Origin of the sequence: Streptomyces sp. NPDC050759, from assembly GCF_044456945.1 — a bacterium.
In the GTDB taxonomy this organism is placed as follows: Bacteria; Actinomycetota; Actinomycetes; order Streptomycetales; family Streptomycetaceae; genus Streptomyces.
Genome location: NZ_JBITGI010000024.1, coordinates 20,986 through 46,811 on the forward strand (window position 1 = coordinate 20,986; position 25,826 = coordinate 46,811).

General features: G+C 71.1%; 27 protein-coding genes. 9 read left to right on the forward strand and 18 right to left on the reverse strand.

The window, feature by feature from the left end; genetic code table 11:
- Positions 1 to 343 precede the first annotated feature (343 nt).
- Positions 344 to 1,132 carry a protein phosphatase 2C domain-containing protein gene (locus ACIBJB_RS42885; RefSeq protein ID WP_398939506.1) on the reverse strand — a complete coding sequence of 263 codons (789 nt, stop codon included), beginning with the start codon at positions 1,130 to 1,132 and terminating at the stop codon, positions 344 to 346.
- 372 nt (positions 1,133 to 1,504) lie between these two features.
- Here ACIBJB_RS42885 and ACIBJB_RS42890 point away from each other — a divergent pair, with 372 nt between their 5' ends.
- The 5 genes from ACIBJB_RS42890 to ACIBJB_RS42910 are packed head-to-tail and all read left to right on the forward strand — an operon-like array spanning position 1,505 to position 7,023.
- Entirely contained in the window at positions 1,505 to 4,207 is a 2,703-nt protein-coding gene (locus ACIBJB_RS42890; protein WP_398939509.1) for a nitrate- and nitrite sensing domain-containing protein, read from the forward strand.
- A complete protein-coding gene (locus ACIBJB_RS42895) occupies positions 4,204 to 4,707 on the forward strand; it encodes a roadblock/LC7 domain-containing protein (RefSeq protein ID WP_398939511.1) in 504 nt (167 codons plus the stop codon). Before ACIBJB_RS42890 ends, ACIBJB_RS42895 begins: the two co-directional genes overlap by 4 nt.
- Complete coding sequence (locus tag ACIBJB_RS42900; RefSeq protein ID WP_398939513.1) at positions 4,704 to 5,117, forward strand: DUF742 domain-containing protein; 414 nt, start codon at positions 4,704 to 4,706, stop codon at positions 5,115 to 5,117. The genes ACIBJB_RS42895 and ACIBJB_RS42900 overlap by 4 nt, the downstream gene beginning before the upstream one ends.
- On the forward strand, positions 5,098 to 5,754 hold the full coding sequence (locus tag ACIBJB_RS42905; protein ID WP_398939515.1) for a GTP-binding protein: 657 nt from the start codon (positions 5,098 to 5,100) through the stop codon (positions 5,752 to 5,754). Before ACIBJB_RS42900 ends, ACIBJB_RS42905 begins: the two co-directional genes overlap by 20 nt.
- 15 nt (positions 5,755 to 5,769) lie before the next feature.
- Entirely contained in the window at positions 5,770 to 7,023 is a 1,254-nt protein-coding gene (locus ACIBJB_RS42910) for a styrene monooxygenase/indole monooxygenase family protein (RefSeq protein WP_398939517.1), read from the forward strand.
- Here ACIBJB_RS42910 and ACIBJB_RS42915 read toward each other — a convergent pair.
- The 4 genes from ACIBJB_RS42915 to ACIBJB_RS42930 all read right to left on the reverse strand — a co-directional run bounded on the left by ACIBJB_RS42915 (position 6,996) and on the right by ACIBJB_RS42930 (position 10,349).
- On the reverse strand, positions 6,996 to 8,153 hold the full coding sequence (locus tag ACIBJB_RS42915; RefSeq protein ID WP_398939519.1) for a C40 family peptidase: 1,158 nt from the start codon (positions 8,151 to 8,153) through the stop codon (positions 6,996 to 6,998). The two genes, ACIBJB_RS42910 and ACIBJB_RS42915, sit on opposite strands and share 28 nt — an antisense overlap.
- A gap of 101 nt (positions 8,154 to 8,254) precedes the next feature.
- The gene (locus ACIBJB_RS42920; RefSeq protein ID WP_398939521.1) at positions 8,255 to 8,572 is read right to left on the reverse strand and encodes a hypothetical protein; all 318 of its coding nucleotides are present in this window, start codon (positions 8,570 to 8,572) and stop codon (positions 8,255 to 8,257) included.
- A 10-nt stretch (positions 8,573 to 8,582) separates the two neighbouring features.
- Positions 8,583 to 9,230: a TetR/AcrR family transcriptional regulator gene (locus ACIBJB_RS42925; protein ID WP_398939523.1), complete on the reverse strand. Its 648-nt coding sequence runs from the start codon at positions 9,228 to 9,230 to the stop codon at positions 8,583 to 8,585.
- Between the two features lie 180 nt (positions 9,231 to 9,410).
- Positions 9,411 to 10,349 (reverse strand): diiron oxygenase, encoded by a 939-nt coding sequence (locus tag ACIBJB_RS42930; protein WP_057612148.1) that lies wholly within the window; start codon positions 10,347 to 10,349, stop codon positions 9,411 to 9,413.
- 90 nt (positions 10,350 to 10,439) lie between these two features.
- On the opposite strand from ACIBJB_RS42930, the gene ACIBJB_RS42935 reads away from it, so the two are divergent.
- Entirely contained in the window at positions 10,440 to 11,552 is a 1,113-nt protein-coding gene (locus ACIBJB_RS42935) for a ferritin-like domain-containing protein (protein WP_398939525.1), read from the forward strand.
- A gap of 9 nt (positions 11,553 to 11,561) precedes the next feature.
- On the forward strand, positions 11,562 to 12,407 hold the full coding sequence (locus ACIBJB_RS42940; RefSeq protein ID WP_398939527.1) for a hypothetical protein: 846 nt from the start codon (positions 11,562 to 11,564) through the stop codon (positions 12,405 to 12,407).
- Here ACIBJB_RS42940 and ACIBJB_RS42945 read toward each other — a convergent pair.
- From ACIBJB_RS42945 to ACIBJB_RS42975, 7 genes are all read right to left on the reverse strand, one after another.
- Positions 12,404 to 12,913 (reverse strand): DUF3291 domain-containing protein, encoded by a 510-nt coding sequence (locus tag ACIBJB_RS42945; RefSeq protein ID WP_398939528.1) that lies wholly within the window; start codon positions 12,911 to 12,913, stop codon positions 12,404 to 12,406. The genes ACIBJB_RS42940 and ACIBJB_RS42945 overlap by 4 nt on opposite strands.
- A gap of 48 nt (positions 12,914 to 12,961) precedes the next feature.
- Positions 12,962 to 14,422, reverse strand: a complete 1,461-nt coding sequence (locus ACIBJB_RS42950; protein WP_398939653.1) for a penicillin-binding transpeptidase domain-containing protein — start codon at positions 14,420 to 14,422, stop codon at positions 12,962 to 12,964.
- A 17-nt stretch (positions 14,423 to 14,439) separates the two neighbouring features.
- Positions 14,440 to 15,801, reverse strand: coding sequence for an FtsW/RodA/SpoVE family cell cycle protein (locus ACIBJB_RS42955; RefSeq protein ID WP_398939530.1), 1,362 nt, complete (start codon positions 15,799 to 15,801; stop codon positions 14,440 to 14,442).
- Between the two features lie 50 nt (positions 15,802 to 15,851).
- On the reverse strand, positions 15,852 to 16,313 hold the full coding sequence (locus tag ACIBJB_RS42960) for an SH3 domain-containing protein (protein ID WP_398939531.1): 462 nt from the start codon (positions 16,311 to 16,313) through the stop codon (positions 15,852 to 15,854).
- 108 nt (positions 16,314 to 16,421) lie between these two features.
- Positions 16,422 to 17,657 carry an ATP-binding protein gene (locus ACIBJB_RS42965; RefSeq protein ID WP_398939533.1) on the reverse strand — a complete coding sequence of 412 codons (1,236 nt, stop codon included), beginning with the start codon at positions 17,655 to 17,657 and terminating at the stop codon, positions 16,422 to 16,424.
- Positions 17,654 to 18,379, reverse strand: coding sequence for a hypothetical protein (locus tag ACIBJB_RS42970; protein ID WP_398939535.1), 726 nt, complete (start codon positions 18,377 to 18,379; stop codon positions 17,654 to 17,656). The genes ACIBJB_RS42965 and ACIBJB_RS42970 overlap by 4 nt, the downstream gene beginning before the upstream one ends.
- A gap of 95 nt (positions 18,380 to 18,474) precedes the next feature.
- Complete coding sequence (locus ACIBJB_RS42975; protein ID WP_398939537.1) at positions 18,475 to 18,981, reverse strand: dual specificity protein phosphatase family protein; 507 nt, start codon at positions 18,979 to 18,981, stop codon at positions 18,475 to 18,477.
- Between the two features lie 120 nt (positions 18,982 to 19,101).
- Between ACIBJB_RS42975 and ACIBJB_RS42980 the strand changes: the two genes are divergently transcribed.
- A complete protein-coding gene (locus ACIBJB_RS42980; RefSeq protein ID WP_398939538.1) occupies positions 19,102 to 19,905 on the forward strand; it encodes a nuclease-related domain-containing protein in 804 nt (267 codons plus the stop codon).
- 228 nt (positions 19,906 to 20,133) lie between these two features.
- Here the strand turns inward: ACIBJB_RS42980 and ACIBJB_RS42985 are convergent, their stop codons facing one another.
- Both ACIBJB_RS42985 and ligD read right to left on the reverse strand, forming a co-directional pair.
- Positions 20,134 to 21,411, reverse strand: a complete 1,278-nt coding sequence (locus ACIBJB_RS42985; protein ID WP_398939540.1) for a vanadium-dependent haloperoxidase — start codon at positions 21,409 to 21,411, stop codon at positions 20,134 to 20,136.
- 147 nt (positions 21,412 to 21,558) lie between these two features.
- Positions 21,559 to 22,440: a non-homologous end-joining DNA ligase gene (gene ligD / locus ACIBJB_RS42990; protein ID WP_398939541.1), complete on the reverse strand. Its 882-nt coding sequence runs from the start codon at positions 22,438 to 22,440 to the stop codon at positions 21,559 to 21,561.
- Positions 22,441 to 22,492: 52 nt separating this feature from the next.
- Between ligD and ACIBJB_RS42995 the strand changes: the two genes are divergently transcribed.
- Positions 22,493 to 23,506 carry a Ku protein gene (locus tag ACIBJB_RS42995; RefSeq protein WP_398939656.1) on the forward strand — a complete coding sequence of 338 codons (1,014 nt, stop codon included), beginning with the start codon at positions 22,493 to 22,495 and terminating at the stop codon, positions 23,504 to 23,506.
- A gap of 51 nt (positions 23,507 to 23,557) precedes the next feature.
- On the opposite strand, the gene ACIBJB_RS43000 is transcribed toward ACIBJB_RS42995, so the two are convergent.
- From ACIBJB_RS43000 to ACIBJB_RS43015, 4 genes are all read right to left on the reverse strand, one after another.
- Positions 23,558 to 24,058 (reverse strand): peptidylprolyl isomerase, encoded by a 501-nt coding sequence (locus tag ACIBJB_RS43000; RefSeq protein WP_398939542.1) that lies wholly within the window; start codon positions 24,056 to 24,058, stop codon positions 23,558 to 23,560.
- Positions 24,059 to 24,127: 69 nt separating this feature from the next.
- Entirely contained in the window at positions 24,128 to 24,517 is a 390-nt protein-coding gene (locus ACIBJB_RS43005; protein WP_398939544.1) for a hypothetical protein, read from the reverse strand.
- 8 nt (positions 24,518 to 24,525) lie between these two features.
- Positions 24,526 to 25,038 carry a SigE family RNA polymerase sigma factor gene (locus ACIBJB_RS43010; protein WP_355949307.1) on the reverse strand — a complete coding sequence of 171 codons (513 nt, stop codon included), beginning with the start codon at positions 25,036 to 25,038 and terminating at the stop codon, positions 24,526 to 24,528.
- Positions 25,039 to 25,218: 180 nt separating this feature from the next.
- The gene (locus ACIBJB_RS43015; RefSeq protein WP_398939546.1) at positions 25,219 to 25,572 is read right to left on the reverse strand and encodes a hypothetical protein; all 354 of its coding nucleotides are present in this window, start codon (positions 25,570 to 25,572) and stop codon (positions 25,219 to 25,221) included.
- Between the last annotated feature and the right edge of the window lie 254 nt (positions 25,573 to 25,826).

The window sequence follows — 25,826 nt, forward strand, 5'->3', positions numbered from 1 at the left end:
TTTGCAGCGGTGGGTGTCGCCGGCAGGGGCTGCCCGAGCTTCACGGCCGGGGGGCGGTCCGGTGACGTCCCGGTGTGTCGCCAGGGGCGGCAGCTTTGCAGCGGTGGGTGTCGCCGGCAGGGGCTGCCCGAGCTTCACGGCCGGGGGGCGGTCCGGTGACGTCCCGGTGTGTCGCCAGGGGCGGCAGCTTTGCAGCGGTGGGTGTCGCTGGCAGGGGCTGCCCGAGCTCCCCGGCCGGCCTGGCGGCGCCCCGGAAAGCGCGGCTCGTGGACGTGACGGCGGCGGATCTCCTCGTCGGGCGACACGGCCGGGATTCCCGTGCCGTTCGGTGGGACGCCGCCCCTCACAGCTCCGCGTACACCACCGTCGCGTCGTCGTGGGTCTTGCTGCGGCGCAGATACGTCCGGGTCTCCGCGTCCGCGCGCTCCAGCTCCCGGACGCGGTCCACCAACGCCTGCGCCCCCTCCTTGCGGACAAGCCTGAGGCAGTCCTCCCAGTCGCCCTCGCGGAACTTCTCCACCCACCGGGACGCCCCGTCGGTCAGGGCCACCAGGGTGCGCACCGCAGATCGTGGCAGCACCCCCGTCACCGCGCGCCCCGCCACCGACGGATCGGCCGCCGCCGTGAAGAAGCCGCCCTCCTTGTTGCGGAGGGTGGCGTCGATCAGGGCGTCCGTGGCCAGGGAAGTGCGGGGGAGGCGGGAGAGGCGGTCGTCCAGTACGGCCGTGACCGTGCCGTCGGGTGCCTCCACGAGCAGCGCCGAGTCCGACAGGACCAGGTACTCCACCGTCTCCGGGGACCACCGCGCCATCACCACGGTCGCCTGCGGCGTCCGTGGGTGAGAAAGGTCACAACCTTCACCATGTGTCTCAGCTGTGCGCGCGATGGCCCGGGACAGCACCTCGGCCAGGGGAACATCCATGAGCGAAACGGCCAGTTCGGTCAGCGCCCCGCCGAGCCGGGCCGTGAACCAGGGCACCGAATGCAGACAGCCCGTCGGGCCGTCGGGCGGGGTGACCCCGTCGAGGGCGATCAGCACACCGCCCCGTCCGGAAGCGGGGAGAGCGACGCTCGCGAAGTCCTCGTTGGGACGGCCGGCAGCACCGGGTTCCGAGACAAATTCCGTACGCATTCGGCCAGTCTGCACGAGCCCTTCACATGCTTCGCCAAAGGGCGGCAACGATCGCGGAATTGACGCAGCCGCGCAGGTCAGACGCCGGGTTTGAGATGGAATGGTTCACTCCGGGCGAGCGTAGCGGCGAATACTGCCAAAGGTCTTCGCCGACGTCCAACCGGCCTGCCGCGCAAGGTCCGTGAGCGTGCCGCAGGAACTTGCCCGCCAACTCCCCTCCGAGGTTCACTCCTTCGGGTGGCGGCTCAGGCGATGCGCGGCCACCGCCCACCGGCGCTGGGAGGGTCGGGAACCGTACCCCGGTGTGCACAACAGTTGACGGAGCGCCACCCCGGGCCCATGGGTATCACGAGTTCAGGAATGCGAGCAGCGGTGCAGAAGACGCGGCCTCGTCGCACAGGCAAGCAGACGGCCTCCGGCACAGGCGCGGAGCGCACACCCGCCACGCCCGGCGCCCCCGAGACTCCCGTCGGCACGGGCCGCCCCACCCACGTCCGCACCCGGCTGATCCTCGCCGTCGCCGTCGTGGCCGCCGCCGTCGCCGGAGCCGGTGCCCCCTCCCTCGTCACCGCCTCCGGGGAACTCCACGACTCCCAGGACCTGGTGACCTTCGCCGAGCAGACCCAGGACGCCCTCGACCTCGCCCACTCGCTCGCCGACGAACGCGACGAGGTCACCTCCTACATCGCGGCCGGCCGCCCCGGGTCGAAGGCGCCCGGCGAGCAGTCGAGCGCCCGCGTCGACCGCCAGGTCGAGGAACTGCGCGCCGACACCGGCCTGTCCACGAGCCTGCGCGGCGACCTCGACGACATCGCCGCCGTCCGACGCTCCGCGCTCACCGGCAAGAGCACCGCCCTCGAGGCGCACAGCGCCTACTCCGCCGCCATCACCGAACTGCACCGGCTCGCCGAGGAACTGGCCGAGAGGATGCCGTCCCGCGCGGGCTCCGGCGCCCACTCCCTCGCCGAGCTGGACTCCGCCGTACAGCAGGCCGCCGCCACCCGCGGACTGCTGCTCGCGGCGCTCAGCGTGCCGACGACGACCCAGAGCGTCTACGACCCGATCACCGGCCTGACGAGTACCAAGAAGGTCTCCTCGAAGGCCGACGCCGCACAGCGTGACGCGCTCAGCGCCGCCGCCCAGCAGGCCCGGCTGCGCTCCGACGCGGCCCTCGCCGACTTCCAGGACTCCGCGCCCGCCACCGCCAAGGCGAGCTACGACTCCACCGTCACCGGTCCCGAGGTCAACTCCGCCGACAAGTACCTCGCCGCCCTGACCGACCAGCCCACCCTCTCCGGCGGCGACCTCGGCACCAGCACCACCAAGCTGGGCGCGGCCCTCTCCGCCCGCGTCGACCTCATGCGCGGCGCCGAGTCCGCGCTGTTCGACCGCCGCGTCAAGGAGCTCGCCCAGCTGCGCGACGACGACGTCACCGCGCTGGAGCTGCGCGTCGCGATCCTCGGCGCGCTGATGCTGCTGGCCGTCGGCATCGCCACCGCGATGGCCCGCACCCTCACCCGTCCCCTCTCCGTGCTGCGCCGCGGTTCCGCCCGGCTCGCCGGGGCCGAGGACCCCACCGCCGAGGAAGCGGTCTCCTTCACCGGCCGCAACGACGAGTTCGCCCAGGTCGTCCGCTCCGTCAACGCCCTGCACGCGCACACCGTCGCGCTCGCCGAGCGGGTCAACACCCTGGAGTCCGACCGCAAGCACCTGGTCGGCCAGCGGCAGAAGATGGCGGACGCCCGCGAGCAGCTCAAGGGCGAACTCGCCGAATCCGCAGCCCAGTTGCAGCGGTTGCGCACCACCATCGGCGCGACCTTCGTCAGCCTCGCGCTGCGTACCCTCGGCCTCGTGGAGCGGCAGCTCGCCGTCATCGAGAGCCTGGAGGAGCGCGAGCAGGACCCGGACCGCCTGGCGACCCTCTTCAAGCTCGACCACTTCGCCACGGTCATGCGCCGCCACAGCGAGAACCTCCTCGTCCTGGCCGGCACGGAGCACGTGCAGCAGACCGCCGGGCCCGTCCCGCTCGTCGACGTCGTCCGCGCCGCGGTCAGCGAGATCGAGCGCTACGAGCGCGTCCGCATCGCCGCCCTGCCGCCGCACGCCCACGTGGCGGGCTTCGCCGCGGACGACCTCTCCCATCTCCTGGCCGAACTGATGGAGAACGCCACCTCGTTCTCCCCGCCCGACCTGCCCGTCGAGGTCTCCGGCTGGCTCCTGGAGAGCGGCGAGGTCATGCTCTCCGTGCAGGACGAGGGCATCGGCATGACCGCCGAGCGGATGACCACCCTCAACTCCCGCCTCGCCGAGTTCGATCCCGACGCCGCCTACGAGTCGTACGACGAGGGCGACGAGGGACTCGGGCTGGGCCTGTACGTCGTGGCCCGACTCGCCCACCGGCACGGCGTCCGGGTGCAGCTGCGCGAGCAGAAGCAGGGCGGGGTGGCCGCGGTGGTGGTCCTCCCCAAGCCGCTGCTCACCGCCGCGCCCACCTCCGCCGTACCGGCCTCCGGCACCGGCCCGGTCACCGGCGCGTCCCACTCCTTCTCCCTCCCCGGCGCCGACGCGGAGGTCAACTCCAACGTCCTGAGCGGCCGTTCGCAGGGCGACCCCCTGGTGGACCTGGCCGAGAAGGCCGTACGCCACGCGGCTGCGGAGTCCCCCGCCGAGACGACGATGGAGCTCCTGGCCCCCGTACCGGCACAGGGGGAGCCGGACCCCGTACCAGAGGAGCCGTCGGCACCCACGGCCGCCGAGACCGAAGCCGCCACCGAACACACCCGCGCCGACGAGGAACCCCTCACCGACGAGGAGCCCCTCACCGACAAGGGCCTCCCCAAACGCACGCCCAAGATCACCGCACCCAGCATCCCGGCGCCCCGCCAACGGAACAGCTCCGTGGACGCCGACGCCCTCCGCCGCAGGCTGGGCGGCTTCCGCCGGGGGGCAGAGGCCGGCTACCGCGACGTGGAAGCGGAGATCCAGGAACAGACCGGCGAGACCAGACTGCCGGCGACGCACAGCACCGCATCCGAAGAAGCCACGGGGGGCACAGCCGAGGAGGCAAGCAGTTGACCGCGCCCAGTACCTTCGGACTGAGTCGTGAAGCACGCAATCTCCACTTCCTGCTGACCAACCTCGTCGAGGAGGTCCCCGGCGTCCAGTCCGTCGCCGTGGTCTCCTCCGACGGACTGCTCCTGCTCTCCTCCGACGCCGAGCGGAACGCGGCGGCCCGCGAGGCCCGCGAGGCGAAACCCTCCGGCCCGCGCGGCTCGTCCGCCGACCTCGCGACCGTCGTCTCCGGCATCGGCAGCCTCACCCTCGGCGCCGCGAAGCTCATGGACTTCGGCGCGACCAAGCACACCATGATCGCGATGGAGGACGGCAGCCTGTTCGTGATGTCGATCAGCGACGGTTCGCTGCTCGGTGTGCACGGCTCCGCCGACTGCGACATGAGCGTGGTGGCGTACCACATGGCGCTGTTCGTCGGCCGCGCCGGACACGTCCTGACCCCCGAACTCCGCAGCGAGCTGCGCCAGTCGCTGGAGAACGACGCGACAGGGAGCGCCCGATGACGAACAGGCCCGAGCTCCCGGTCCGCGGCGGCGACCGCAAAGCCGCCCGGGTACGGCCGTACTCGCTCACCGGCGGCCGTACCCGCTTCGGCCACGTCCTCCTCGTGGAGACGTTCGTGGCGAGCACCGCGGCCCTCGAAGCCGCCGAGGAGCGCAAGGAGCTCACCAACGGCGGGCTGAAGTCGGTCATGCCGGAGCTGCGGGCCATCGTCGAACTGTGCCGCCGGATGCGCACGGTGGCCGAGATCGCCGCGCTGCTGAAGATGCCGCTCGGCGTGGTCCGCGTGCTCCTCAGCGACCTCGCGGACCAGGGAAAGATCCGTGTGTACGGCACCGGGACCGGTCACGGTACGGGCCGTCCCGACCGCGCTCTGCTGGAAAGGGTGCTCAGTGGACTCCGTCGTCTCTGACGCCGCCGCCTCCCCCGGGTACGGCGTCACCCCGTTCGTCGATGTCGAGACCGACGACAACCTCAGGTCCTGGCAGACGGACCGCACGCGGGCCCCCATCGCCACGAAGATAGTCGTCGCCGGCGGCTTCGGCGTCGGCAAGACCACCCTGGTCGGCACCGTCTCGGAGATCGAGCCCCTCCAGACGGAGGCGCTGATGACCGAGGCCAGCGAGCAGGTCGACGACCTCACCGGCACCCCCGAGAAGGTCAGCACGACCGTGGCCATGGACTACGGCCGCATCACGCTCGACGAAGACCTGGTCCTGTACCTCTTCGGCACGCCGGGCCAGGAGCGCTTCTGGTTCATGTGGGACGACCTGGTGCGGGGCGCGATAGGGGCAGTCGTCCTGGCGGACACCCGCCGCCTCAAGGACTCCTTCCCCGCCCTCGACTACTTCGAGAGCTGCGGACTGCCGTACGTCGTCGCGGTCAACCACTTCGACGGCAGTGAGCTGTTCGAGCCGGAGGACGTGCGGGAGGCGTTGACGATCCCCGCCCACATACCTGTCATGATCATGGACGCGCGGCGGAAGATCTCGGTGATCGAGACGCTCCTGTCCCTCGTCGGCCACGCACTGGACGTCACCCCCGAGTAGGAGAACAGCACCCGCATGCGGAAGATACTCGTCGTCGGAGCCGGCCAGTCCGGACTCCAGCTCGCCCTCGGCCTCCAGTCGCACGGGTACGAGGTCACCCTGATGTCCAACCGGACGGCGGACGAGATCCGCTCCGGCCGGGTCATGTCGACGCAGTGCATGTTCCACACGGCACTCCAGCACGAGCGCGATCTCCAGCTGAACTTCTGGGAGTCCCAGGCCCCGAAGATCGAAGGGCTCGGCGTCTCGGTGGCGGCTCCCGGCTCGTTCGACCCGGGGCCCTCGCAGCGCGCGATCGACTGGCTGGGACGCCTCGACGGGTACGCGCAGTCGGTCGACCAGCGGGTCAAGATGGCCGGCTGGATGGAGACCTTCGCCCAGCGCGGCGGCCAGCTCGTCATCCACGGCGCGGCCGTCGGCGACCTCGACTACTTCTCCCGTACGTACGACCTCGTGCTGGTCTCGGCCGGCAAGGGCGAGCTGGTCTCCATGTTCGCGAGGGACCCGGAGCGCTCCCCGTACTCCGAACCGCAGCGCGCGCTCGCCGTCTCCTACGTGCACGGCCTGGGCCCGCGCCCCGAGCACCCGGACACCGAGGCCGTCCGCTGCAACCTCGTCCCCGGCGTCGGCGAACTCTTCGTCATGCCGACGCTCACCACCTCCGGGCGCGCCGACATCCTCTTCTGGGAGGGCGTACCCGGCGGCCCGCTCGACGTCTTCAACGGCGTGAAGGACCCGGCGGAACACCTCTCCCTGACCCTGGAACTCATGGAGACGTTCCTGCCCTGGGAGTACGCGCGCGCCACGAACGTCGAACTCACGGACGCCGGTGCCACGCTGGCCGGCCGCTACGCGCCCACCGTGCGCAACCCGATAGGCCGCCTGCCCGGTGGGGGACTGGTCCTGGGCGTGGCCGACGTCGTCGTCGCCAACGACCCGATCACCGGGCAGGGCTCCAACTCCGCGTCCAAGTGCGCGGCCTCCTACCTCGCGTCGATCCTCGACCAGGGGGAGAAGGAGTTCGACGAGGAGTGGATGCGGGCGACGTTCGAGCGGTACTGGGCCACCGCCCAGCACGTCACCAAGTGGACGAACGCGATGCTCGCGCCGCCGCCGGAGCACATCCTGAACCTGATCGGGGCGGCCGGGCAGCTGCCGCCGGTGGCGGACCGGTTCGCCAACGGCTTCGACGACCCGGCCGACTTCGAGAACTTCTTCTACGAGCCGGAGAAGACGGGGGCCTACCTGGCCTCGGTGGCCGGCGGCTGATCGGCGCCGCTGCGGGTGCGGGTCGTCCGTGGCCGGTCGGGCCCCCGCGGCGGAGCCGCTGATGTCACAGCCCCGCGCCCCTTCGCGGCGCGTCTGTCGGGACGTACGGCTCCGAGGAGCGGGTGGGCCGCGATCGGGGAGATCTTGATCCGCTGGCCGGTTCTCGGGGCCTCGATGACCTTTCCCCTCCCGATGTACATCGCCACGTGGGTCGCCTTCGGGAAGTAGATCACCAGGTCACCGGGGCGCAGCTTCTTCAACGGGATCCTCGGGAGCCGCGCCCACTGCTCCTGGCTGGTCCTCGGGATCGGGGTGCCGGCGTGTGCCCAGGCCTCCGACGTCAGCCCCGAGCAGTCGTACGTCCTCGGGCCCTCCGCGCCCCACTCGTACGGCTTCCCCAGCTGCCGCCGGGCGTACCGCAGGGCCGTCTCGCCCTTCCGGGTGGGCTTGGGGTCCTCCTCGGCGAGGGCTCCGGAGGTAGTCAGCTTCTCCTGCGCCTTCTCGACTCCCTTCTCCTCGAACTCGGCCAGCCGGGTGAGCTGTTCGGCGGTGAGGGAGGCGAGGAGTGCCTCCACGTCGGCGAGCTTCTCCTGTACGCCGTCCCGCTCCCGTTTCTGCCGGGCGGCGAGCGTGAGCTGGTCGTCGAGCGCCTTGCGGGCCCTGCGGGCGACTGCGTCGGCACGGTGCTCCGTGCCGGTCAGGCGGCCCACCGTCACGGCCCGCTCGCGCGCCAACTGGCCGATGACATGGCCCTGGTCGAGAGCGTGCTGGGGATCGCGGGCGAGCAGGAGGCGGACGTACGGCGAGATGTCGGTGCTGTTCTGGTACTGCTGCCGGGCCAGCCGTCCCGCGGCGCCCCGGCCGTCGTGCAGGGAGAGGCGCGCCTTGGAGAGCTGCGTATCGAGGCGGGCGACCTCCGCGCGCTTCTCCTTCAGCTTCTCCTCGGTGGTGTTGTAGGCCTCGGTGGCCTCCTCGGCCTCCCGGTACAGCCGCTGAAGGTCCGTCACCAGATCGGCGACGGAACGCTCGTGCGGCTCCGGCTCCGGGACAGCCGCCGCGGGCAGTGGCGCGAGGGCGGTGCCGACCGCCACCGCCGCCGTACACACCAGACGCAGAAGCCTTCCTGACACGTCATCACCTCCCGTGCGGAGCAGCCCCTCTGTTCCGCACGGCGAGCATCAGGCGGCGACGGCGTCCTCGCGCGCCGGGTGGGCGGTTCGGCGCAACGTCGTCACCCTTCGGTGTCAGCCGGTCCGTCGTCCGGCCTGGCGTCCGGCGTGTCGTCCGGCCTGTCGGGCTTGGACCAGGGCCATTTCAGCCCGGCCGCCTTGCCCTCGGGGTCGTACTCGTACTTCCACCCCTTCTGGATCCCCATCCTCGAGTGGCCCCTGGGCACCAGGCGGTACACCAGCACGCTGGGCGGGCCGCCGGCCGTGTCGGGGACGGGGATGCGGTACGTCTTCGGCGGGCGGCCCGTGGGCCCCAGCAGCACGGGCAGCACCCGGCCGTCCATGGGGCCGCCCTCGAAGGGGGTGTCTTCGCTCTTCACCGCACCAGTGTCAGCCATCCGCCGCGAGGGCCGTGACCAGCGCGGCGGTCTGCGGATCGCGGTGCGCGGTCACGGAGAGCACGGCGACGAACTGCTCGACCAGCCAGTCACGCAACTCCTCGACCTGGGGCTGCTTGCCCTCGTCGAGCCAGATCAGTGAGGCCGCCTCCACCGCAGTGATCCACATCCGTACGGTCATGCGCAGCAGCAGGCCGGGTTCGATGACGCCCAGGTGTCTGAGGATGTGCTCGGCGGCGGCCCGTCGTACGCCGTCGACGATGGCGGTGGTCCGGGACGTCTCGACCACGCTGCCGCCCTGGAGGAGCGCGCTGAAACCGGCGTCGTGCTCGTCGACGAAGGCGAGGTAGCGGTCGAGGGCACGGGAGAGGCGGATGAGCAGCGGCCCCTCCCGGGGCTCGTCGAAGCACTGCTCCAGCTCATCGGCGGCGGAGCGGAGGGCGGCCTCGTAGAGCTGCTGCTTGCCGCCGGGGAAGTACCGGTAGACGAGGGGACGGGAGACTCCGGCCGCTTCCGCCACGTCGTCGAGGGAGACGTCCTCGGGGACGCGGTGCGCGAAGAGGGTGAGGGCGGCTTCGAGAAGTTGGCTCCGGCGCTCCTCGACACTCAGCCGACGGTAAGCGGGAGCGGATGGGGTCATGCCTCGAAGGGTAGTCGGCCGTCTGCGGGCGCGTCGTGGCTGGTCGCGCCCCGCGGCGGAGCCGCTGATGTCACAGCCCCGCGCCCCTAAGAGGTGGGTACTGCTAGGCATGCCTGACTGCACCCACCCCAGGGGCGCGGGGAACTGCGCGCCCAGCCCCCACCGGCCCGCACCCGACCGTCAAGCCAGCAGCCCCGACGACCTCCACAGCCGTCGCCCGACACCCCGCAGCACTCCGATGTCGTCCAGGAAGTCGGTCAACCGCCGAGCCCCGGTCTGCATGACCTCCCTGCGATGCCCGCTCGCCTTCACCTGCGCCAACGCCTCCCGCTGGTCGAGGCCCACATTCGTGTACACCTCCGGATTCACGAACGCCACGGAGAACACCCGCGCGAACTCCCCGGACGTCACCCGAGTGAACTCCTGCGACCACCGCGGAGCGGAGACCATCTGCCGCCGCAGCTCTTCCCGGGCGTAGCGCACATGCCGCGCCTCCTCCACGACATGGATCCGCGTCACGCCCCTGATCAGCGGCTGCACCCGCTCGTCCGGGAACGTCAGCCGCTGCATCCAGTCGAGGATCTCCTCGCCGAGCAGCGTCGCCGTGAAGGATCCCGGCGTCGTGGAGATCGTCTTGAACAGCCGGCCCAGCTGCTGATGGCCCCGGCTCACCGGATACCAGGGCGTCCCGCCCCGCGAGATCAGCCGCGCGAACATCTTGGAGTGCCGGCACTCGTCCTCGATCTCGGTGAGCGCGTACCGCACATGCGCGCTCGTCGCCGCCTTGTCGTAGATGTGACGGCACAGCAGCTGCATGAGGATGATCTCGAACCAGATCCCCAGCGAGGCCAGCGCCGCGGCCTCGTGCTGCGAGAGCAGGATCCGCTGTTCCTCGCTCATCCGGCGCCACATCGGGGTGTCGTACAGCGAGACCAGCTCCGGCGGCCAGAACCACTTGCCCTCCTCGAAGGGCGCGTCCCAGTCCAGTTCCTCGTCCGGGTCGAAGGAGTGCTTCCTTGAGGAGTCGAGCAGCCGCTCGGCGACCTGCTCCCGGTCCTTGAGCAGACCGAGCGCGTCACGCAGCCCTTCGAGCGCGTCGACTTCTGTCAGACTCGTCATGGCTCTTATGAGACTGCTTGTCAGCAAGCTCGTCAATCCCTTGCGCACGACTTGTTGACCCGGCGTCTAGGAAGGGGCAGCCTGCGGAACATGCCGACTTTCGACCTGTACACCACGGACCCCGGGGACCCCCACTGGCAGGTACCGGCGACGGGCAAGGCCCGTTTCAGCTGGGAGTACGACGACGGCCGCGACCGTCTGCTGGCCCTCTATCAGAAGGGCAAGGACAAGCAGTGGGACGGGCAGAAGCGCATCGACTGGGACCTGGAAGTCGATCCCCACGACCCTCTCGGCACCCCCGACGAGTCCATCTCCGTCTACGGCACCAAGTACTGGGCGAAGTTCACCGACCAGGACAAGGGAGAGCTCCGCAAGCACCTCGCCTCCTGGCAGTTCAGCCAGTTCCTGCACGGTGAGCAGGGCGCGATGGTGTGCGCCGCGCGGATCGTGGAGTCCGTCCCCGACCTCGACGCCAAGCTCTACTCGGCGACCCAGGTGATGGACGAGGCGCGGCACGCGGAGATCTACGGCCGTTTCCTGCACGAGAAGATCGGGATGCTGTACCCGATCAACGACAACCTCCAGTCCCTGCTGGGCGACACCCTCAGGGACTCGCGCTGGGACATGCCCTACCTCGGCATGCAGGTCCTCATCGAGGGCCTCGCGCTGGCCGCGTTCGGCATGATCCGCGACACCACCGACAAGCCCCTCCCGAAGCAGATCCTCGCGTACGTCATGCAGGACGAGGCCCGTCACGTGGCCTTCGGCCGCATGGCGCTGCGCGACTACTACAAGCAGCTCTCCGACGCCGAACTCCGCGAACGCGAGGAGTTCGTCATCGAGGGCTGCTACCTGATGCGTGACCGCCTGCGCGGAGTCGAGGTCCTGGAGAACTTCGGCATCCCGAAGGCGGAGGCCGAGGAATACGCCGAACGGTCGGAATTCCTCGCCCTGTTCCGCCAGTTGCTTTTCTCCCGGATCGTCCCCTGCGTCAAGGACATCGGCCTGTGGGGCAAGCGCCTCCAGCAGGCCTACGTCGACATGGGCGTGTTCGAGATGGGCAACTCCAACCTCGACCTCCTCATGGCCCAGGACGAGGAGATCGCGGAGAAACTGGATGCGGAGCGCTTCGCCGCGGAGGAGCGGGAGCGGGTCGCCGAGGTGGGTGAGGCCATCGAGGAGGGGGCCGCTCACATGGAGTAACGTATTGACGTGTCCACGCCTCAGGGTCCGTACGGGCCGCAGAACCCTTACCACCAGCAGTTTCCGCAGCCTCCGCAGGGTCCTTACGCGCCGGGCCCGTACGGTCAGCAACAACCGTACGGCGCACCGCCCGTGCCGCCCCAGCAGCAGCCGTACGGAACTCCGTACCCTCAGCAGCAGCCGTACGGCTGGGGCGTGCCGCCCGTCGCTCCGCCCCCGAAGGGGCGCCGTGTCGGGCTGATTCTCGGCATCGTGGGCGGGGTGGTCGCCGTGAGCGTTGGGGGGTTCGCCATGTACGGCTCGAAGCTGGCCGACGTCGGCTTCCCGGAGGCCAAGTACCGGCTCGCCCTCCCCAAGACGCTGGTGGACAACCGCTACGAACTCACTCGGGACGTCTCCGATTCTGAGGGCCAAAAGCTCAAGGAACAGGCCGCCGGTAGCTGGGACGTCAAACTCGCGGGTGTCGCGTACGGCCATTACAGCCTTGGCGGTGACGAGGCGAAGGGCGACCTGGTGGTGATGGGTCTGTACGGCCGGTTCAGGGACCCCGACTGGAGCCGGGACGACATGATGAAGGGCGGCGGGGACGGAGAAGGCGCGGACGTTGTCGTGTCTCCGAAGGACTTCCACCCGGCCGGCTCCGGCGGCGTCACGATCACCTGCGAGGTCAGCACCCGGACTGACAGCGGTGTGAAGGTGACGCTACCGCTCTGTGGCTGGGTCGATGCCAACACGTCGGGAGCGGTGTTCGAGGTGACGAACACCGCGACCACGGACGACCCGTCGGCCGTGGACCTCGACAAGCTGGCCGCGACCACCCTCCAGATCCGCCAGGAGATGCGCAAGCCGCTCTAGACCGAGCAGCCCAGGTCGTCCGGGATCTCCAGGGCCGTGACCGGCTCCGCCCCCTGTGCCGGGAACGGCGTCCGCAGGGTGAACGCGTACGGGGTGGGCCCGTTCGTGCGCAGGTGCAGCAGGCGGGACTCCGCCTCGGCGACCGTGGGTCGATGGCCGGCCGGGACCCACCACAGGGCCACCATCGCCTCCTGGACCCGCTCGAAGAACTCCCTGCGGCGGGCGAGCATCTCGCGGTGTCGGCCCTGGTACATGTACGCCGTCAGCGCGTTGGTGTCCCGCCACACCGACATGTTGATGATCAGCCACTCGTCGCCGAAGACGGCGATGTCCGTCGCGTCGCCGGTCTCGTCCTCCAGTCGCCAGACGAAACCGTCGGCGTTGTCGGCGTCGGCGTTCACGGGATCGAGGTTGTCGACGAAGGCCTTCAACTGCGGGGAGTCCAGCGGGGCTTTGAGGCGGCCGATGTTCACCTGGGCGAGTTGGTACGCGGTGGCTTCAGTCATGGACCGAACGTTAGGTCGGTGGCCCGGCGCGACTCAACCCCGGTCTCACTACCTGGAATTGAGCACCGCCTCCATCACCGCCCGCGCGATCGGCGCCGCCACCCCGCCCCCGGTGATGTCCCCCCGGACGGCCGACGCGTCCTCCACCACCACGGCCACCGCGACCTTCGGCTCCATGTCCCGTTCGCCCTGCGCCCACGACACGAACCAGGCGTACGGCGTCCCGGAGTTGCCGATGCCGTGCTGGGCGGTGCCGGTCTTGCCGCCGACGACGGCGCCGGGGATGGCGGCGTTCGTGCCGGTGCCCTCCGTGACCACCTGGGCCATGAGCTCCTTCAGCCGTGCGGCCGTCGCCGGGTACATCGCCTGCCGTACCGGGCGCGAGCCCGCCGTCGCCACCGTGGCACCGTCGTCCGTCGTGGTCCGCTCCACCAGGTAGGGCGGGCGGATCTGCCCGCCGTTGGCGACCGCCGCCGAGACCATCGCCATCTGGAGGGGGGTCGCGCGGGTGTTGTACTGGCCGATCGACGACAGGGCCAGCTGAGCCTTGTCGACGGTCGGGTCGAAGGTGCTGCGGGCCACCGAGAAGGGGATCCGCAGCGAGTGGTCGTTGAACCCGAAGGCCCGCGCGGTGGCCGTCATGTCACGCACCCCCACCTTCACCCCGAGCTTCGCGAACACCGTGTTGCACGACCACCGGAAGGCCTCCCGCAGGGACAGGTCCTCGCAGCCCTCGGACTCGTTGGTGAGGGAGGTGGTGGTGCCGGGCAGGGTGTACGGCTCCGGCGAGTCGGTCGGCGCGTCCACGTCCTTGATGACACCCGCGTCCAGCGCGGCCGCCGCGGTGACCACCTTGAACGTGGAACCCGGCGGATAGGTCTGCCGTACCGCCCGGTTGAGCATCGGCTTGTCCACGTCCGCGTTGAGCCGGGCCCAGGCCCGGCCCACCCGCGGGTCGTTCCCCGACAGCGCCGCGGGGTCGTACGAAGGGGAGGACGCCAGCGCGAGGATGCGGCCCGTCGACGGCTCCACCGCCGCCACCGCGCCCTTGCGTCCGCCGAGCCCGTGGAAGGCCGCCTTCTGCGCGGCCCTGTTGAGCGTGGTGACGACGTTCCCGCCCGGGTTGCGTCTGCGCGTGAAGTCGTTCCACAGCGGGAAGGGCGTCAGCAGCGGGTCCGAGCCGGACAGGATCGAGTCCTCGGTGTGCTCCAGGAAGGATGTGCCGTACTCCTGCGAGGCGAAGCCGGTCACCGGCGCGTACAACGGCCCGTCCGTGTACGTCCGTTCATAGCGCAGCTGCTCCCCGGTGTCCCGGGATCCGGTGACCGGCCGCCCGCCGACCAGGATGTCGCCGCGCTCCCGGCCGTAACGGGCGATGGTCTCGCGGCGGTTGGCCGGGTTCTCGCCGTGGGCGCGGGCCTGGACGACCTGGACGCGGGCGGCGTTGACGAGGAGCGCCACGAGCAGCAGGGTGCAGAAGCAGGCGGCGTGCCGGATGTAACGGGCCATACCGGGTCCTGGCGTCGTCACGGGCTCTCCTTTCCGTCGTACTGGTGGCGGGCCGAGTCGCTGACCCGGATCAGCAGGGCGACGATCGCCCAGTTGGTGACGACCGACGAGCCGCCCTGGGCGAGGAACGGCATGGCCATGCCGGTGAGCGGAATCAGTCCGCCGACCCCTCCCGCGATCACGAACACCTGGAGCGCCACGATCGAGGCGAGTCCGATCGCGAGCAGCCGCCCGAACGGGTCGCGCAGGGCGAGGCCCGCCCGGTAGCCGCGCTCCACCAGCAGGGCGTACAGCAGGAAGATCGCGGCGAGGCCCGCCAGGCCCAGCTCCTCGCCGGCGGTCGCCAGGATGAAGTCCGACTTCGCGGCGAAGCCGATCAGGATGGAGTGGCCGAGCCCGAGCCCGGTGCCGAGGACCCCGCCCGCCGCGAAGGCGAAGAGGGACTGTGCGAGCTGGTTCGGCCCCTGGCCCGCCTCGATCGACGCGAGGGGGTGCAGCCAGTCCTCCACCCTGATGTGCACATGGGGCTCCAGCCAGCCCACGGCGAGGGCGCCGACGGCGGCCAGCAGCAGTCCCAGCGCGATCCAGCCGGTGAGTCCGGTGGCGACGTACAGCAGCACGACGAACAGTCCGAAGAACAGCAGCGAGGTGCCGAGGTCCCGCTCCAGGACCAGGACCCCGACGCTGATCAGCCAGATGGTCAGCAGCGGGCCCAGCACCCGGCCGGTGGGCAGCTGAAGCCCCCACAGCCGCCGCCCCGCGAACGCCAACGCGTTCCGGTTGGTCGCGAGATACGCGGCGAAGAACACCGCAAGGAGCACCTTCGCGAACTCGCCCGGCTGGATGGAGAACCCGGCGATCCGGATCCAGATGCGGGCGCCGTTCACGGAGGGGAAGAGGATCGGGAGGGTCAGCAGGGCCAGTGCGGCGGCGACACAGACGTAGGCGTACCGCTGGAGCACCCGGTGGTCGCGCAGCATCAGCACGACCACGATGAACAGGGTCACCCCGACCGTGGACCACACCAGCTGGGTGGGGGCCGCGCGGTCCCCGGGTGTCTCCAGGTCGAGCCGGTAGATCAGGACGAGGCCCAGGCCGTTGAGCAGTACGCCGATCGGCAGCAGGAGTGGATCTGCGTACGGCGCCCTCAGGCGGACCGCTCCGTGGGCGATGAGCGCGAGCACGCCGAGCCCGGCGCCGTAACCGGCGGCGTCGGGCGGGACGGAGCCGTTCTTGGCGAGGCCGACAGCGCAGTAGCCGTACACCGACAGCAGGACGGCGAGGACGATGAGGGCCAGTTCGATGCCACGGCGCCGGGGCAGGCGTACCGAGGGAGCGGAGGTCTCCGCGGGGGCCACGGTGGTTCCGGCCTTGATCATGTCCGGAACTTACCCAAAGAGGACGTGATGTCTCCTAGTGTGCGTGGATGTCAGCACCAGCGGGGTGCCGGCCCGATGGTCCGGATGTAACGCGCCGGGCCCCAGGCCCAGGTGCCGTCCGTGAGGAGGTACCACTGGCGGTTGCCCTGGACGCTCTGGCCGTTGGTCCTGCAGAAGATCGAGACGACCTCGCCCCGGTCGGCCCACCGGATGACCTGGCCACCCCGGAACGGCGAACTGCGCAGCGCCAGCGAACGGGCCGTCACGACGCCTCTGGCCAGACGGGGGTTGTGGTCCTGGTTCGGGTCCTGGCTGTGATTCGGGTCCTGGTCGAAACTCTGACTCTGCGTCTGGTCCTGAGTCTGGTCCTGGGTCTGGTCCTGGGTCTGGTTCTGCCCCCAGTCGTCGCGCGGGTCGTCCGGGTCGTCACCGGCGACGGCGGGGGTGGCGAGGGCGGTGACGGCGAGGGCGCCGGCGGCCACGGCTATGGAGAGACGGGAGCGCAGGGACATGGGGGGACCTCCGTGATGGGGGTGCAAACCTGACTATTCGCCACGTTAGGAGCCCCGTACGCGGGTCGCCTTTCACACTGCGCCATAGGAGAACCGGCCCAGGGCCGTCTAGCGCAGGAACAACGTCGCGACCGCCCCGCCGTCCGCCGCGTTGGAGAACGACAGGCGCGCCCCCAGCACCTCCGCCTGCCCCACCGCGATGGTCAGCCCCAGGCCGTGCCCCTTCGACCCGCCCTCGGTACGGAACCGCTGCGGACCGTGCTCGATGAGATACGGCGGAAACCCGTCCCCGTGGTCCCGGACGGTCACCACCGGCCCGTCCACCGTCAACGACACCGGTCCCCGGCCGTGCCGATGCGCGTTGGCCACCAGATTGCCCAGCACCCGCTCCAGCCGCCGCCGGTCCGTCTCCACGGCAAGGTCCCGCACGACGACGACCTCGGTATCGGTACCGGACGCCCGGACCACCCGCTCCGCCAACGCCCCCAAGGGCTCGGTATCCAGCTCCACCGTCTCCCGCCCCGTGTCCAGCCGGGAGATCTCCAGCAGATCCTCCGTCAGGGTCCGCAGCGCCCCCACCCGGTCCCGCACCAGCTCCGTGGGCCGCCCCGGCGGCAACAACTCGGCGGCCGCGTGCAGCCCGGTCAGAGGCGTCCGCAGCTCATGTGCGACATCCGCCGTGAACCGCTGCTCACTCAGCAGCTTCCCCTGCAGGGACACCGCCATGGAGTCCAGCGCGGCGGCCACCGCGGCCACCTCGTCCTGCGGCCGCGACGGATCCTTCGTACGGGGATCGTCGACCCGCGCGTCGAGGTCGCCCGCGCTGATCCGCCGGGCCACCCGAGCGGTGGTGTGCAGCCGCGTCGTCACCCGGGTGACCGCGAACGCGCCCACCAGCAGCGTCGCCGTGATCGCCAGCGCCGACGACCACAGGATCGCCCGGTCGAGCGCCGCGATCGTCCGCGCGTTCTGCGCGTAGTCGACCTCCACGGCCAGCGACCGGTCCCCGTCCACCGGACCCGCCGCCCACATCACGGGGCGCCCGCGGTGCTCGCCGACCATCGTGCCCCGGTCCCCGGCCACCGCCAGCGCCCGCAGCGAGCCCGGCAGATCCGGCTGATCCACACCGGCGTCCCACGTCAGCGTGTCCCCGGCCTCGTACGCCTCGGTCGCGTCCTTCAGCCGGCTCAGCGCCAGCTCGCGGGCCTCGCCGACGGTCTGGTTGGTCACCGAGACATGCACGAGGACTCCGAGCAACGCGGCGAGGGCGCAGCACATCACGGTGATGAAGACGCCGGCCTTCACGGCCAGCGTGCCGGACCAGCGGGGCAGCGCGAGTCTCATCGCGCGCTCGCGGACGCGCTGGGCGAGCCGCTGGGGAGACGGGTGCTCTTGCCCGTCCGGAGCATCTCGTCGTGGGTGAGGAGCATCGCCTTCTGCTCGGGGTCCCAGGTCCACTGCAGCCGGTACTCGTACCCGGCCACCTCGGACGGCGAGCGGATGATGACCGACCGCCCGGCCAGCTCGACCCCGCTGACCGCGTCCTCCCAGTGCATGACCCGCACGAGCCGGTGCTTCGCCACGGTGTAGACGCGCACGGCGGTGATGCTGCCGGGCAGCTGCCGAAAGCCCAGCGTCAGGTCCTTGCGCCCGTCATCGGTCAGGTCGCGGTAGTACGGCTGGAGGACCGGGCACCTCCTGCCGGCCGCCCCCTTCTTCCCGCAGTCCGCCATCCGGCGGGCCGTCTCGACGTAGCCCCCGTCGGCGTAGCTGCCGGCGTCCTCCTTGATCTCCGCGCGCACGACCGCGACCGGGTCCACCTCGCGGATGTCGTCGCCGGGCACGGAGACGCCCTTGACGACCTGCCTGTCCACCTCGTCGATGGTGAACGCCGGGCTGGAGGCGGGCGTCAGCTGCGGCCACAACCGGTCGGGGCTGATCGCGGTCGGCGTCGGACCCGCGCCCACCAGGTCGCCCGCGTCGCCGCAGCCCGACGCGGCCGCGAGCAGCAGGGCGACGGCGGCGACGGCGCGGGTCGTACGGGGTGCGCGGCGGGCGGGTGGCACTGTGCTCCTGGAGGTCGGGCCGGTGGGCGTAGGTCGGCCCCGTACAGGTTATTCGTGGGGAAGTCCTTTTTGCGTTCCGGCGCCTCGGGGCCGCACTACTCGGTCAGCTCCTCCAGCAGCCGGGCCGTCGGGAGGCCGGTCCGGAGGTACTCGACGAACAGTTCGTTGTGCAGCGCCCACGGCGAGCGCCGGCTGCGGATCAGCCGGATCGCCTCGTCGGCCGTATGCCCCCTGCGGACCAGGGCGTGCGCCACGACCAGGCCCGAGCGGTTGTAACCGTGGTAACAGCGGACGAGGACCCTGCGGCCCTCGTCCAGCGCCTCACTCGCGGCCTGTGCCAGACGCATCACGCCGGTGAGCTGGGTGCCGTCCAGCGGGCCGTCCGGAATCGGCCACACATGGTGCTCGACACCGGGATCGGGACCGTGGCCCGGCAGCCGCAGCAGCGTCTGCACGACCTCGAACTCGCCCCGTACGACGGCGAACTCCCGTTGCCCGGACATGCCCTGGAACTCGTGCCCGCCCATCCACAGCCCGGGCACGATCTCGTCCCACGCTCTGTCCGGGGCCGGTACATCGGGTTGCTTCCTGCGGGTCCGCAACAGCGCCTCCCCAAGCCCCTGCGCCAAGCCCTGCAACTCACGGCAACTCACCCCAAAGGTATCCGGCTTCTTGCCTGCGCAGCACCCCGCCTGTTCCCATGGTCCATGGGGTGATGGTGCATGAGCGGACTGCGCGTCGTACCGACCTGGCGTCATGGTCAGGAGCGGCTCTACGTCTGCCTCACGGACGGCAGGAACATCGCCTGGTACGACCGTGAGGCGGCCCGGATCAATCTGCTGAGCGAGGACCGCAGAGAGGATGTGCTCGATGTCCTCGGTCCTTTCCTGAGCGGCCCGGTGGCCGTGGGCCCGCCCCCGGTGCCGACGCCCGCCGAACTGGCCCGGCTCACCCTCCACCCCGACGACGACCTCGCGCCCAACCGGCCCGGCGAGGCCCTCCAGATCGCCCTGGACCGGGATCCCGGCTCCCCGCACCTGATCCGCCGCGACCCCCGTCGGCGCGCGCTGGAGGCGGAACAGACGGTGGGTGAGGCGCTGGACGGCCTCGACGGCGCGGGCTGGCACACCCTGCACTCCGTCCCGCTGCCCGGCGGCGACCGCGTCCACCATCTGGTGATCGGTCCCGCCGGACTGTTCGCCGTGCACGCGCTGTACGCCCGTCGGCAGCGGGTCACGGTCGCCGACCCGATGGTCGCCTTCGGCCGCCGCGACCCACAGCCGCTCCTGCGCCGCGTCCGCGCCGACGCCGACCGTGCCTCCTACGCCCTGACGGCCGAGGTCCACCCGGTCCTCGCCCTCGTCGGCCCCACGGCCGTGACGGTCACCCTCCCGCCCCGTGGGGTCCGCGTCCTCACGGACACCGACCTCGAAGGCCTCGCCCGCCTCGGCGGGGTACTCAAGCCGGCGGACGTGGAGGCCCTGCACGCGATGGCACGGGACCGCCACACCTGGACGAAGGTCTAGGGCCTGTTGCGAAAGTGGCCTCTGCCGCGCGACGCCCGGCACGCTCCCCCACTGCCCTGAGGCGTGGGAGGTACCCCCACTCGCCGCACCGCCCGAAAGCCCGAGTACGCCCAGTACGAGGGCTTCCGGGCGGCACTCCCCCAGCCTTCGGCCGGGGGGACCCCCAGAGCACGCACCGAACGCCGCGCGGCCGCCCTCCGGGCGACGAGGCCACTTTCGCAACAGGCCCTAGCGCAGTGCCCCGAAGTAGTGGGCCATGGTCCAGGCGCCGATACGGGCACCGGTCCTGATCGCCACCACGTCACTGCTGCGGAAGTGGACCCCGCCCCAGACCCGGGCGTCGACCACCTCCCGGTCGTAGGCCGCCGCGTCGGTGTAGGTCCGGGTCGTGCCCGTCACCGCGGACGAGATCCGGAAGTCGACGTCCCCGCCGGTGAGGCGGTTCAGGACGCTCATCGCGGCACCGTCGTTGATGTTGTGACCGCTGACCCAGTCCGGGTACGGAGGGGTGTCGAGCAGCGGTTGCCAGGACGGGTCGGGCGTGGTGGCGGGGTTGCCGTCACTGTCCGCGAGCCGGATCGCCGTGATCGGACGCCACTGGCCGTACGTCAGCTTGGCGTTCCACGCCGTGATGGCCGCATCGGCCGTCGCCGAACCCGTCGCGGCGAACAGCCGTGCCGCGTCGACGAGATCGAGCCCGTGCCGTGCGACGTAGCCGCGGTACGCGGCCTGGAACTGCACCGGCAGTACGTCGGAGAAGAACCGCGCGGTCTCGGTCTGCGCCGCGGTCCGGTGGACGCTGTTCCTCGCGCCGACCGCCTTCACCTCGGCGAAGTCCCGGGTGTAGGCCTTCGACGTGAGCGCCGGGGGCGGCCCCGGCAGGAACCGGTCCGGTGAACCGAGCAGCATCGGGCGCACCTTGCCGAGCCAGGGGACGGCGAAGGGCGCGTTGGCGGGCGGGGTGGGCCGCCAGATGCCGGGGGCGGGCGGCTTGTCGTACGTCACCGGGGCGCCGCGTCCGTCGTTCTCGCGCAGCCGCACGATCCGCGCGGCGGCGCGTTCCCCGAAGCGGACGCCCTGCTTCTCGGCTCTGCCGTCGGGGATCCTCGCCAGGGACGCGGTGTAGGCGGTGTCGAGGCGGGCCCGGGAGGCCGGGAAGTAGGTCAGCAGGACCCGGTGGGCGGCCGCTGCGGCGGCGGCCTCCGAGGAGGCATGGCGCGGGCCGCGTTCCTGCCACTTGTACGGGGTGTACCGGCCCTCGATGCCGACGACCGCGTTGTAGACGGCGGCGTCGACGAAGCCGTAGTAGAGGAACTGCTCCGCGGCCGGCTTCTTTGCGTCGGTGTGGACGGTGGCGACGGCGGTCTCGCTCCAGTCGAGGATCACCTGGGCGCCGGTCCGCTGCTGCGGGGCGGCCGTGGCGGCGGTCCAGGGTGCGGTGCCGACGGCGAGGGCGACGAGGCCGGCGAGGAGCCCTAAGGCATGCTGGGTCGCTTTCGTGGTCATGGGGTGGTCCCCCTTCGGACGGTTGTGGTGAGCCCAGGATGGCCCCATGCCAGGGCGGACCGAGGAGTTCCGCGATTTGGTCAGCCCGCTGAACCGGAGGGCGGGGACGCACTTGGCCGCGAGCCCCGGAATCGCGAGCGGGCGTTCTCAGGGCAGCGGTGCCGCCCGCTCGCCGTCGAGGAGCGGGGCCAGCAGGTCGCCGTAGTCCTGGAGGCGCGGGCCCATGTCCGCTGCCTCGAAGGACAGCTGGGCCGGTGCGCCGCACTCCTCGACCTCCGTCCAGGTCACCGGTGCCGACACCAGGGGCCGGGTCCGGGCCCGCAGGGTGTAGGGCGTGGCGGTGGTCTTGCGGGCGGCGTTCTGGCTCCAGTCGACGAAGACCTTGCCGGGGCGCAGGTTGCGCGTCATCCGGTGCAGGGCCAGCCGGGGCATCGCCCGCTCCGCCTCCACGGCGAGCTGCTTGGCGTACTCCGACACCTGCTCGGACGACGCCCCCCGGACCGCCGCCAGCAGATGCAGCCCCTTCGACCCGGCGGTCTTCGGGTACGCCTCGATACCGTCCGCCGCCAGCCGCTCCCTGAGCCAGAGGGCGACCTCGCAGCACTCGACGATCGTCGCGGGCGGCCCCGGATCGAGGTCGAGGACCAGGCGGTCGGCCTCGTCGGGGGTGTCGATCGGCCACTGGTGGGTGTGGAACTCGGTGACCAGGTTGGCGGCCCACATCAGGCTCGCGAGGTCCTGCACGAGCACCATCCGGGCCGGCCCCTCGGAGCGGGGCACCTCGGCGGTGGTGACCCAGTCGGGCGTACCCGGCGGAACGTTCTTGGCGAAGAAGACCTGGCCGTCGGGGCCGTCCGGATAGCGCAGGAAGGAGACGGGACGGTCACGCAGATGGGGCAGCAGCACCTCGGCCGTCGTGGCGTAGTAGTGCAGCACCTCGCCCTTGGTGAAGCCGGTGGCCGGATACAGCACCTTCTCCAGATTGCTGAGCGCGAGCCGTCGGCCCTCCACCTCTGTGATCGGCGTCATACGATGAGATTCTCACGCATATCAGATGAAACTGCGTAATACGCCAGAAAGGGTGCTGCCGGTGAGATCCATTTGGAACGGCGCCATCTCGTTCGGCCTGGTCAGCATTCCGATCAAGCTGGTGAACGCCACCGAGAGCCACTCGATCTCCTTCCGCCAGATCCACACCGAGGACGGCGGCCGCGTCCGCTACCGCAAGGTCTGCGAACTGGAGGACCGGGAGATCAGCCAGGCGGAGATCGGCAAGGGGTACGAGGACGCCGACGGCACCATCATCCCGATCACCGACGAGGACCTGGCCCACCTGCCGCTCCCGACGGCGAAGACGATCGAGATCGTGGCCTTCGTGCCGGGCGAGCGGATCGACCCGCTCCAGATGGATGCCGCGTACTACCTCCAGGCGGGCGGCGCCCCCGCCGCCAAGCCGTACACCCTGCTGAGGGAGGCGCTCAAGCGCAGCAACAAGGTGGCCATCGCCAAGTTCGCGCTGCGGGGACGGGAACGGCTCGGGATGCTGCGGGTGGTGGAGGACGCCATCGCGCTGCACGGGCTGCTGTGGCCGGACGAGGTCCGCGCGCCCGAGGGACTCGCCCCCGACACCAAGGTCACCGTCAGCGACAAGGAACTCGACCTCGCCGACGCCCTGATGGACACCCTCGGCGAGATCGACCTCGACGAACTCCACGACGAGTACCGCGAGGCACTCGAGGAGGTCGTCGCCGCGAAGGCCGCGGGCGAGGCACCACCGGAGGCACCCGACCGGGCGAAGGGCGGCAAGGTCCTCGACCTCATGGCGGCACTGGAGAAGAGCGTCCGGGACGCGAAGGAGTCCCGGGGCGAGGAGCCGGGGGAGGTCACACGGCTGCCGCAGCGCAAGTCGGCGCGGGCGGCGCCGAAGCAGACGGGTGGCAAGAAGTCCACGTCCGCCACGAAGAAGACGGCGGCCGCGAAGAAGACGACGGCGAAGTCGTCACAGGGGACGAAGAAGACGGCGTCGGCGAAGAAGGCGACGGGCGCGAAGAAGACGGCGGCCAAGAAGACGACCGCCCGCAAACGGACCGCGTGACCTGCGCACCGCCGTCGGCACCGCGCAGGTCGCGTCCGTCCTTCGGCGAGATCAGCCGACGGCCTTCGCGGACTCGATGATCACCGGCTGCGTGGGCACGTCACCGTGACCGCGGCTGCTGCCGGTCCGCACACCCTTGATCTGGTCGACGACGTCCTGGCCCTCGGCGACCTTGCCGAACACGGTGTAACCCCAGCCGTTCGGGCTCTTGGCCGTGAAGTTGAGGAACTCGTTGTCCGAGACGTTGATGAAGAACTGCGCGGTCGCCGAGTGCGGGTCGCTGGTGCGCGCCATCGCCACGGTGTACGCGGTGTTCTTCAGACCGTTGTCGGCCTCGTTCGGGACCGGCGCGAGCGTGGGCTTCTGCACCATGTCCGGGGTGAAGCCACCGCCCTGGACCATGAAGCCGTTGATCACCCGGTGGAAGATCGTGCCGTCGTAGTGCCCGTTGCCGACGTACTTCAGGAAGTTCTCGACGGTCTTGGGAGCCTCGGCGTCGGCGAGCTCGAGGACGATACGGCCGAAATTAGTGGTCAGCTCGACCCTGGACATGGGAATCGTCCCTTTCTGGTGGGGCATGACCGAAGCATCTTGTCACACGGGTGCCCAGGCCCGACGGCCTCACGGCGTTGGTGACGTCCGGGGGGCGGCACCGGGCACGTTCCCGGTCGTGCCGCCCGATGCCGTCGGAACGGCCGACGGTTCGGAGGGGACGGCCGACGGCGACGCCGGGCCCTTGGTGGGCGGCTGACTGCGCACCGGGGCCAGCGGCACCGAGGAGCGGCCGGGGTCCGCGCCGGGCAGGGCGGCCACGGCCCCGGCCGTGAGGAGGGCGGCCACCAGCACTCCCACGGCGCCCGACACCGCCGTACGACGGCGTCGGATCCGTCGGCCGCCGGCGACGGCCGCGTCGGTGACGCTGGGCAGGGCCGGCTCCCGCGAGCCGTCGAGGATGGCCTCGAAGGCGCCCCGCACGCGGCCGCCCTCCCCGTACTCGTCCGAGTCGTCCATCTGCCGCCTCACCTCCCGCTCGTCTCGCCCGCGAGTCCCTCGACGAGCCCGCGCAGCCGGACCAGCCCGCGGGCGCTCTGGCTCTTGACCGTGCCCGGGGTCACGCGCAGCGCCTCGGCGGTCTGCTCCACGCTCCAGTCCTCCCAGAACCGCAGTACCAGGACCGCCCGGTAGCGGGGCGGCAGTTCCATCAGCGCGGCCTGCATCACCAGCCGCAGCTCGGGCGTGACCGGTGGTTCGGCGGACACCGGTTCGGGCAGCTCCTCCGTCGGCTCCTCCCGCCAGCTCCGCTTGCGGTACTGGTCGATGAAGACGCGGGTGAGGATCGTACGGGCGTACGCCTCGACGTTGCCGTCGCGGCGGATGCGGCCCCAGGAGGCGTACAGCTTCATCAGCGTCGTCTGGGTGAGGTCCTGGGCCTGGTGCCAGTCCCCGCACAGCAGATACGCGCTGCGCCTGAGCTGCCCCTGCCGGGCCTCGGCGAACTCCCGGAACTCCCGTTCCCGGACTGCTTCCCGCACCCGCCGCCCCTCCGCCGAACCGATCAGACCTGTCCTTCAGAGGTACGGCGACGGGCTCCGCGAGGTTGCACGGCCACGGAAGAAAAGTTTCCGGTCGCCGCGTGCAACCCGCCCGGGCCGGTGCCCCGTACTCCTCTCACGCAACCGACCCGACCACAGAGGAGCAGCTTTGACGAACCGTCATGGCATCCGACCCACCCGCCGCCTGCTGATCGGCGTCCTCGCGGGAAGCGCCGTGGCCGTGGCGGGCTGGGCCGCCGTCGCGGGCGCCGCGACCGGCTCCGCCACGCCGAAGCCGGCGACCTCCGCCTCTCCTACGGTGGCGCCTTCGGCCGTCCCGTCGCCCGTGCCTTCCCCCGTGCCGTCGAAGCGGCCGTCCCAGCCGAGTACGATGCCGTCCGCCGTGCCTTCCGAGCCGGGGACCGCGCCGAGCCCGGTACCGACGGTCGTGCCGGACCAGCACCCCTCGGCCGTCCCGAGCCCCGCCCCGGCGGAACCGACCTCCGTCCCGAGCCCGGTACCGTCGGCCCCCACAAAGCCGTCGAAGTAGGTCCGGTACGGACGACGGGCGGCGTTCAGAGCCGTCGTCCCGTCGTACGGCCACGTCCTCCGAGATCCGCCGGGCGGTGGTGGCGGAGGCAGCGGTGAGGGTGACCGGGCCCGCGCCGAGCGGTGGTGGCGCCGTCTGGGCGTGGGGCCCGGCTTGGGCCGGTGCTGTCGGAAGGCTCACCGCGCGGTCACCGGTGGAGGCGGGGGCGAGGATTTCTGGGCGCGCCGAGCGGTCGGGC

Bases quoted from the DNA above. Each gene is read 5' to 3' on its own strand.
- ACIBJB_RS42950 (WP_398939653.1), bottom strand. From the start codon at position 14,422: ATGGCCCGTTACATCCGGCACGCCGCCTGCTTCTGCACCCTGCTGCTC.
- ACIBJB_RS42900 (WP_398939513.1), top strand. From the start codon at position 4,704: ATGACGAACAGGCCCGAGCTCCCGGTCCGCGGCGGCGACCGCAAAGCC.
- ACIBJB_RS42945 (WP_398939528.1), bottom strand. From the start codon at position 12,913: ATGACTGAAGCCACCGCGTACCAACTCGCCCAGGTGAACATCGGCCGC.
- ACIBJB_RS42930 (WP_057612148.1), bottom strand. From the start codon at position 10,349: ATGACGAGTCTGACAGAAGTCGACGCGCTCGAAGGGCTGCGTGACGCG.
- ligD (WP_398939541.1), bottom strand. From the start codon at position 22,440: ATGACGCCGATCACAGAGGTGGAGGGCCGACGGCTCGCGCTCAGCAAT.
- ACIBJB_RS42885 (WP_398939506.1), bottom strand. From the start codon at position 1,132: ATGCGTACGGAATTTGTCTCGGAACCCGGTGCTGCCGGCCGTCCCAAC.
- ACIBJB_RS43000 (WP_398939542.1), bottom strand. From the start codon at position 24,058: ATGTCCAGGGTCGAGCTGACCACTAATTTCGGCCGTATCGTCCTCGAG.
- ACIBJB_RS42910 (WP_398939517.1), top strand. From the start codon at position 5,770: ATGCGGAAGATACTCGTCGTCGGAGCCGGCCAGTCCGGACTCCAGCTC.
- ACIBJB_RS42980 (WP_398939538.1), top strand. From the start codon at position 19,102: ATGAGCGGACTGCGCGTCGTACCGACCTGGCGTCATGGTCAGGAGCGG.
- ACIBJB_RS42935 (WP_398939525.1), top strand. From the start codon at position 10,440: ATGCCGACTTTCGACCTGTACACCACGGACCCCGGGGACCCCCACTGG.
- ACIBJB_RS42925 (WP_398939523.1), bottom strand. From the start codon at position 9,230: ATGACCCCATCCGCTCCCGCTTACCGTCGGCTGAGTGTCGAGGAGCGC.
- ACIBJB_RS43005 (WP_398939544.1), bottom strand. From the start codon at position 24,517: ATGGACGACTCGGACGAGTACGGGGAGGGCGGCCGCGTGCGGGGCGCC.
- ACIBJB_RS42985 (WP_398939540.1), bottom strand. From the start codon at position 21,411: ATGACCACGAAAGCGACCCAGCATGCCTTAGGGCTCCTCGCCGGCCTC.
- ACIBJB_RS42965 (WP_398939533.1), bottom strand. From the start codon at position 17,657: ATGAGACTCGCGCTGCCCCGCTGGTCCGGCACGCTGGCCGTGAAGGCC.
- ACIBJB_RS42955 (WP_398939530.1), bottom strand. From the start codon at position 15,801: ATGATCAAGGCCGGAACCACCGTGGCCCCCGCGGAGACCTCCGCTCCC.
- ACIBJB_RS42960 (WP_398939531.1), bottom strand. From the start codon at position 16,313: ATGTCCCTGCGCTCCCGTCTCTCCATAGCCGTGGCCGCCGGCGCCCTC.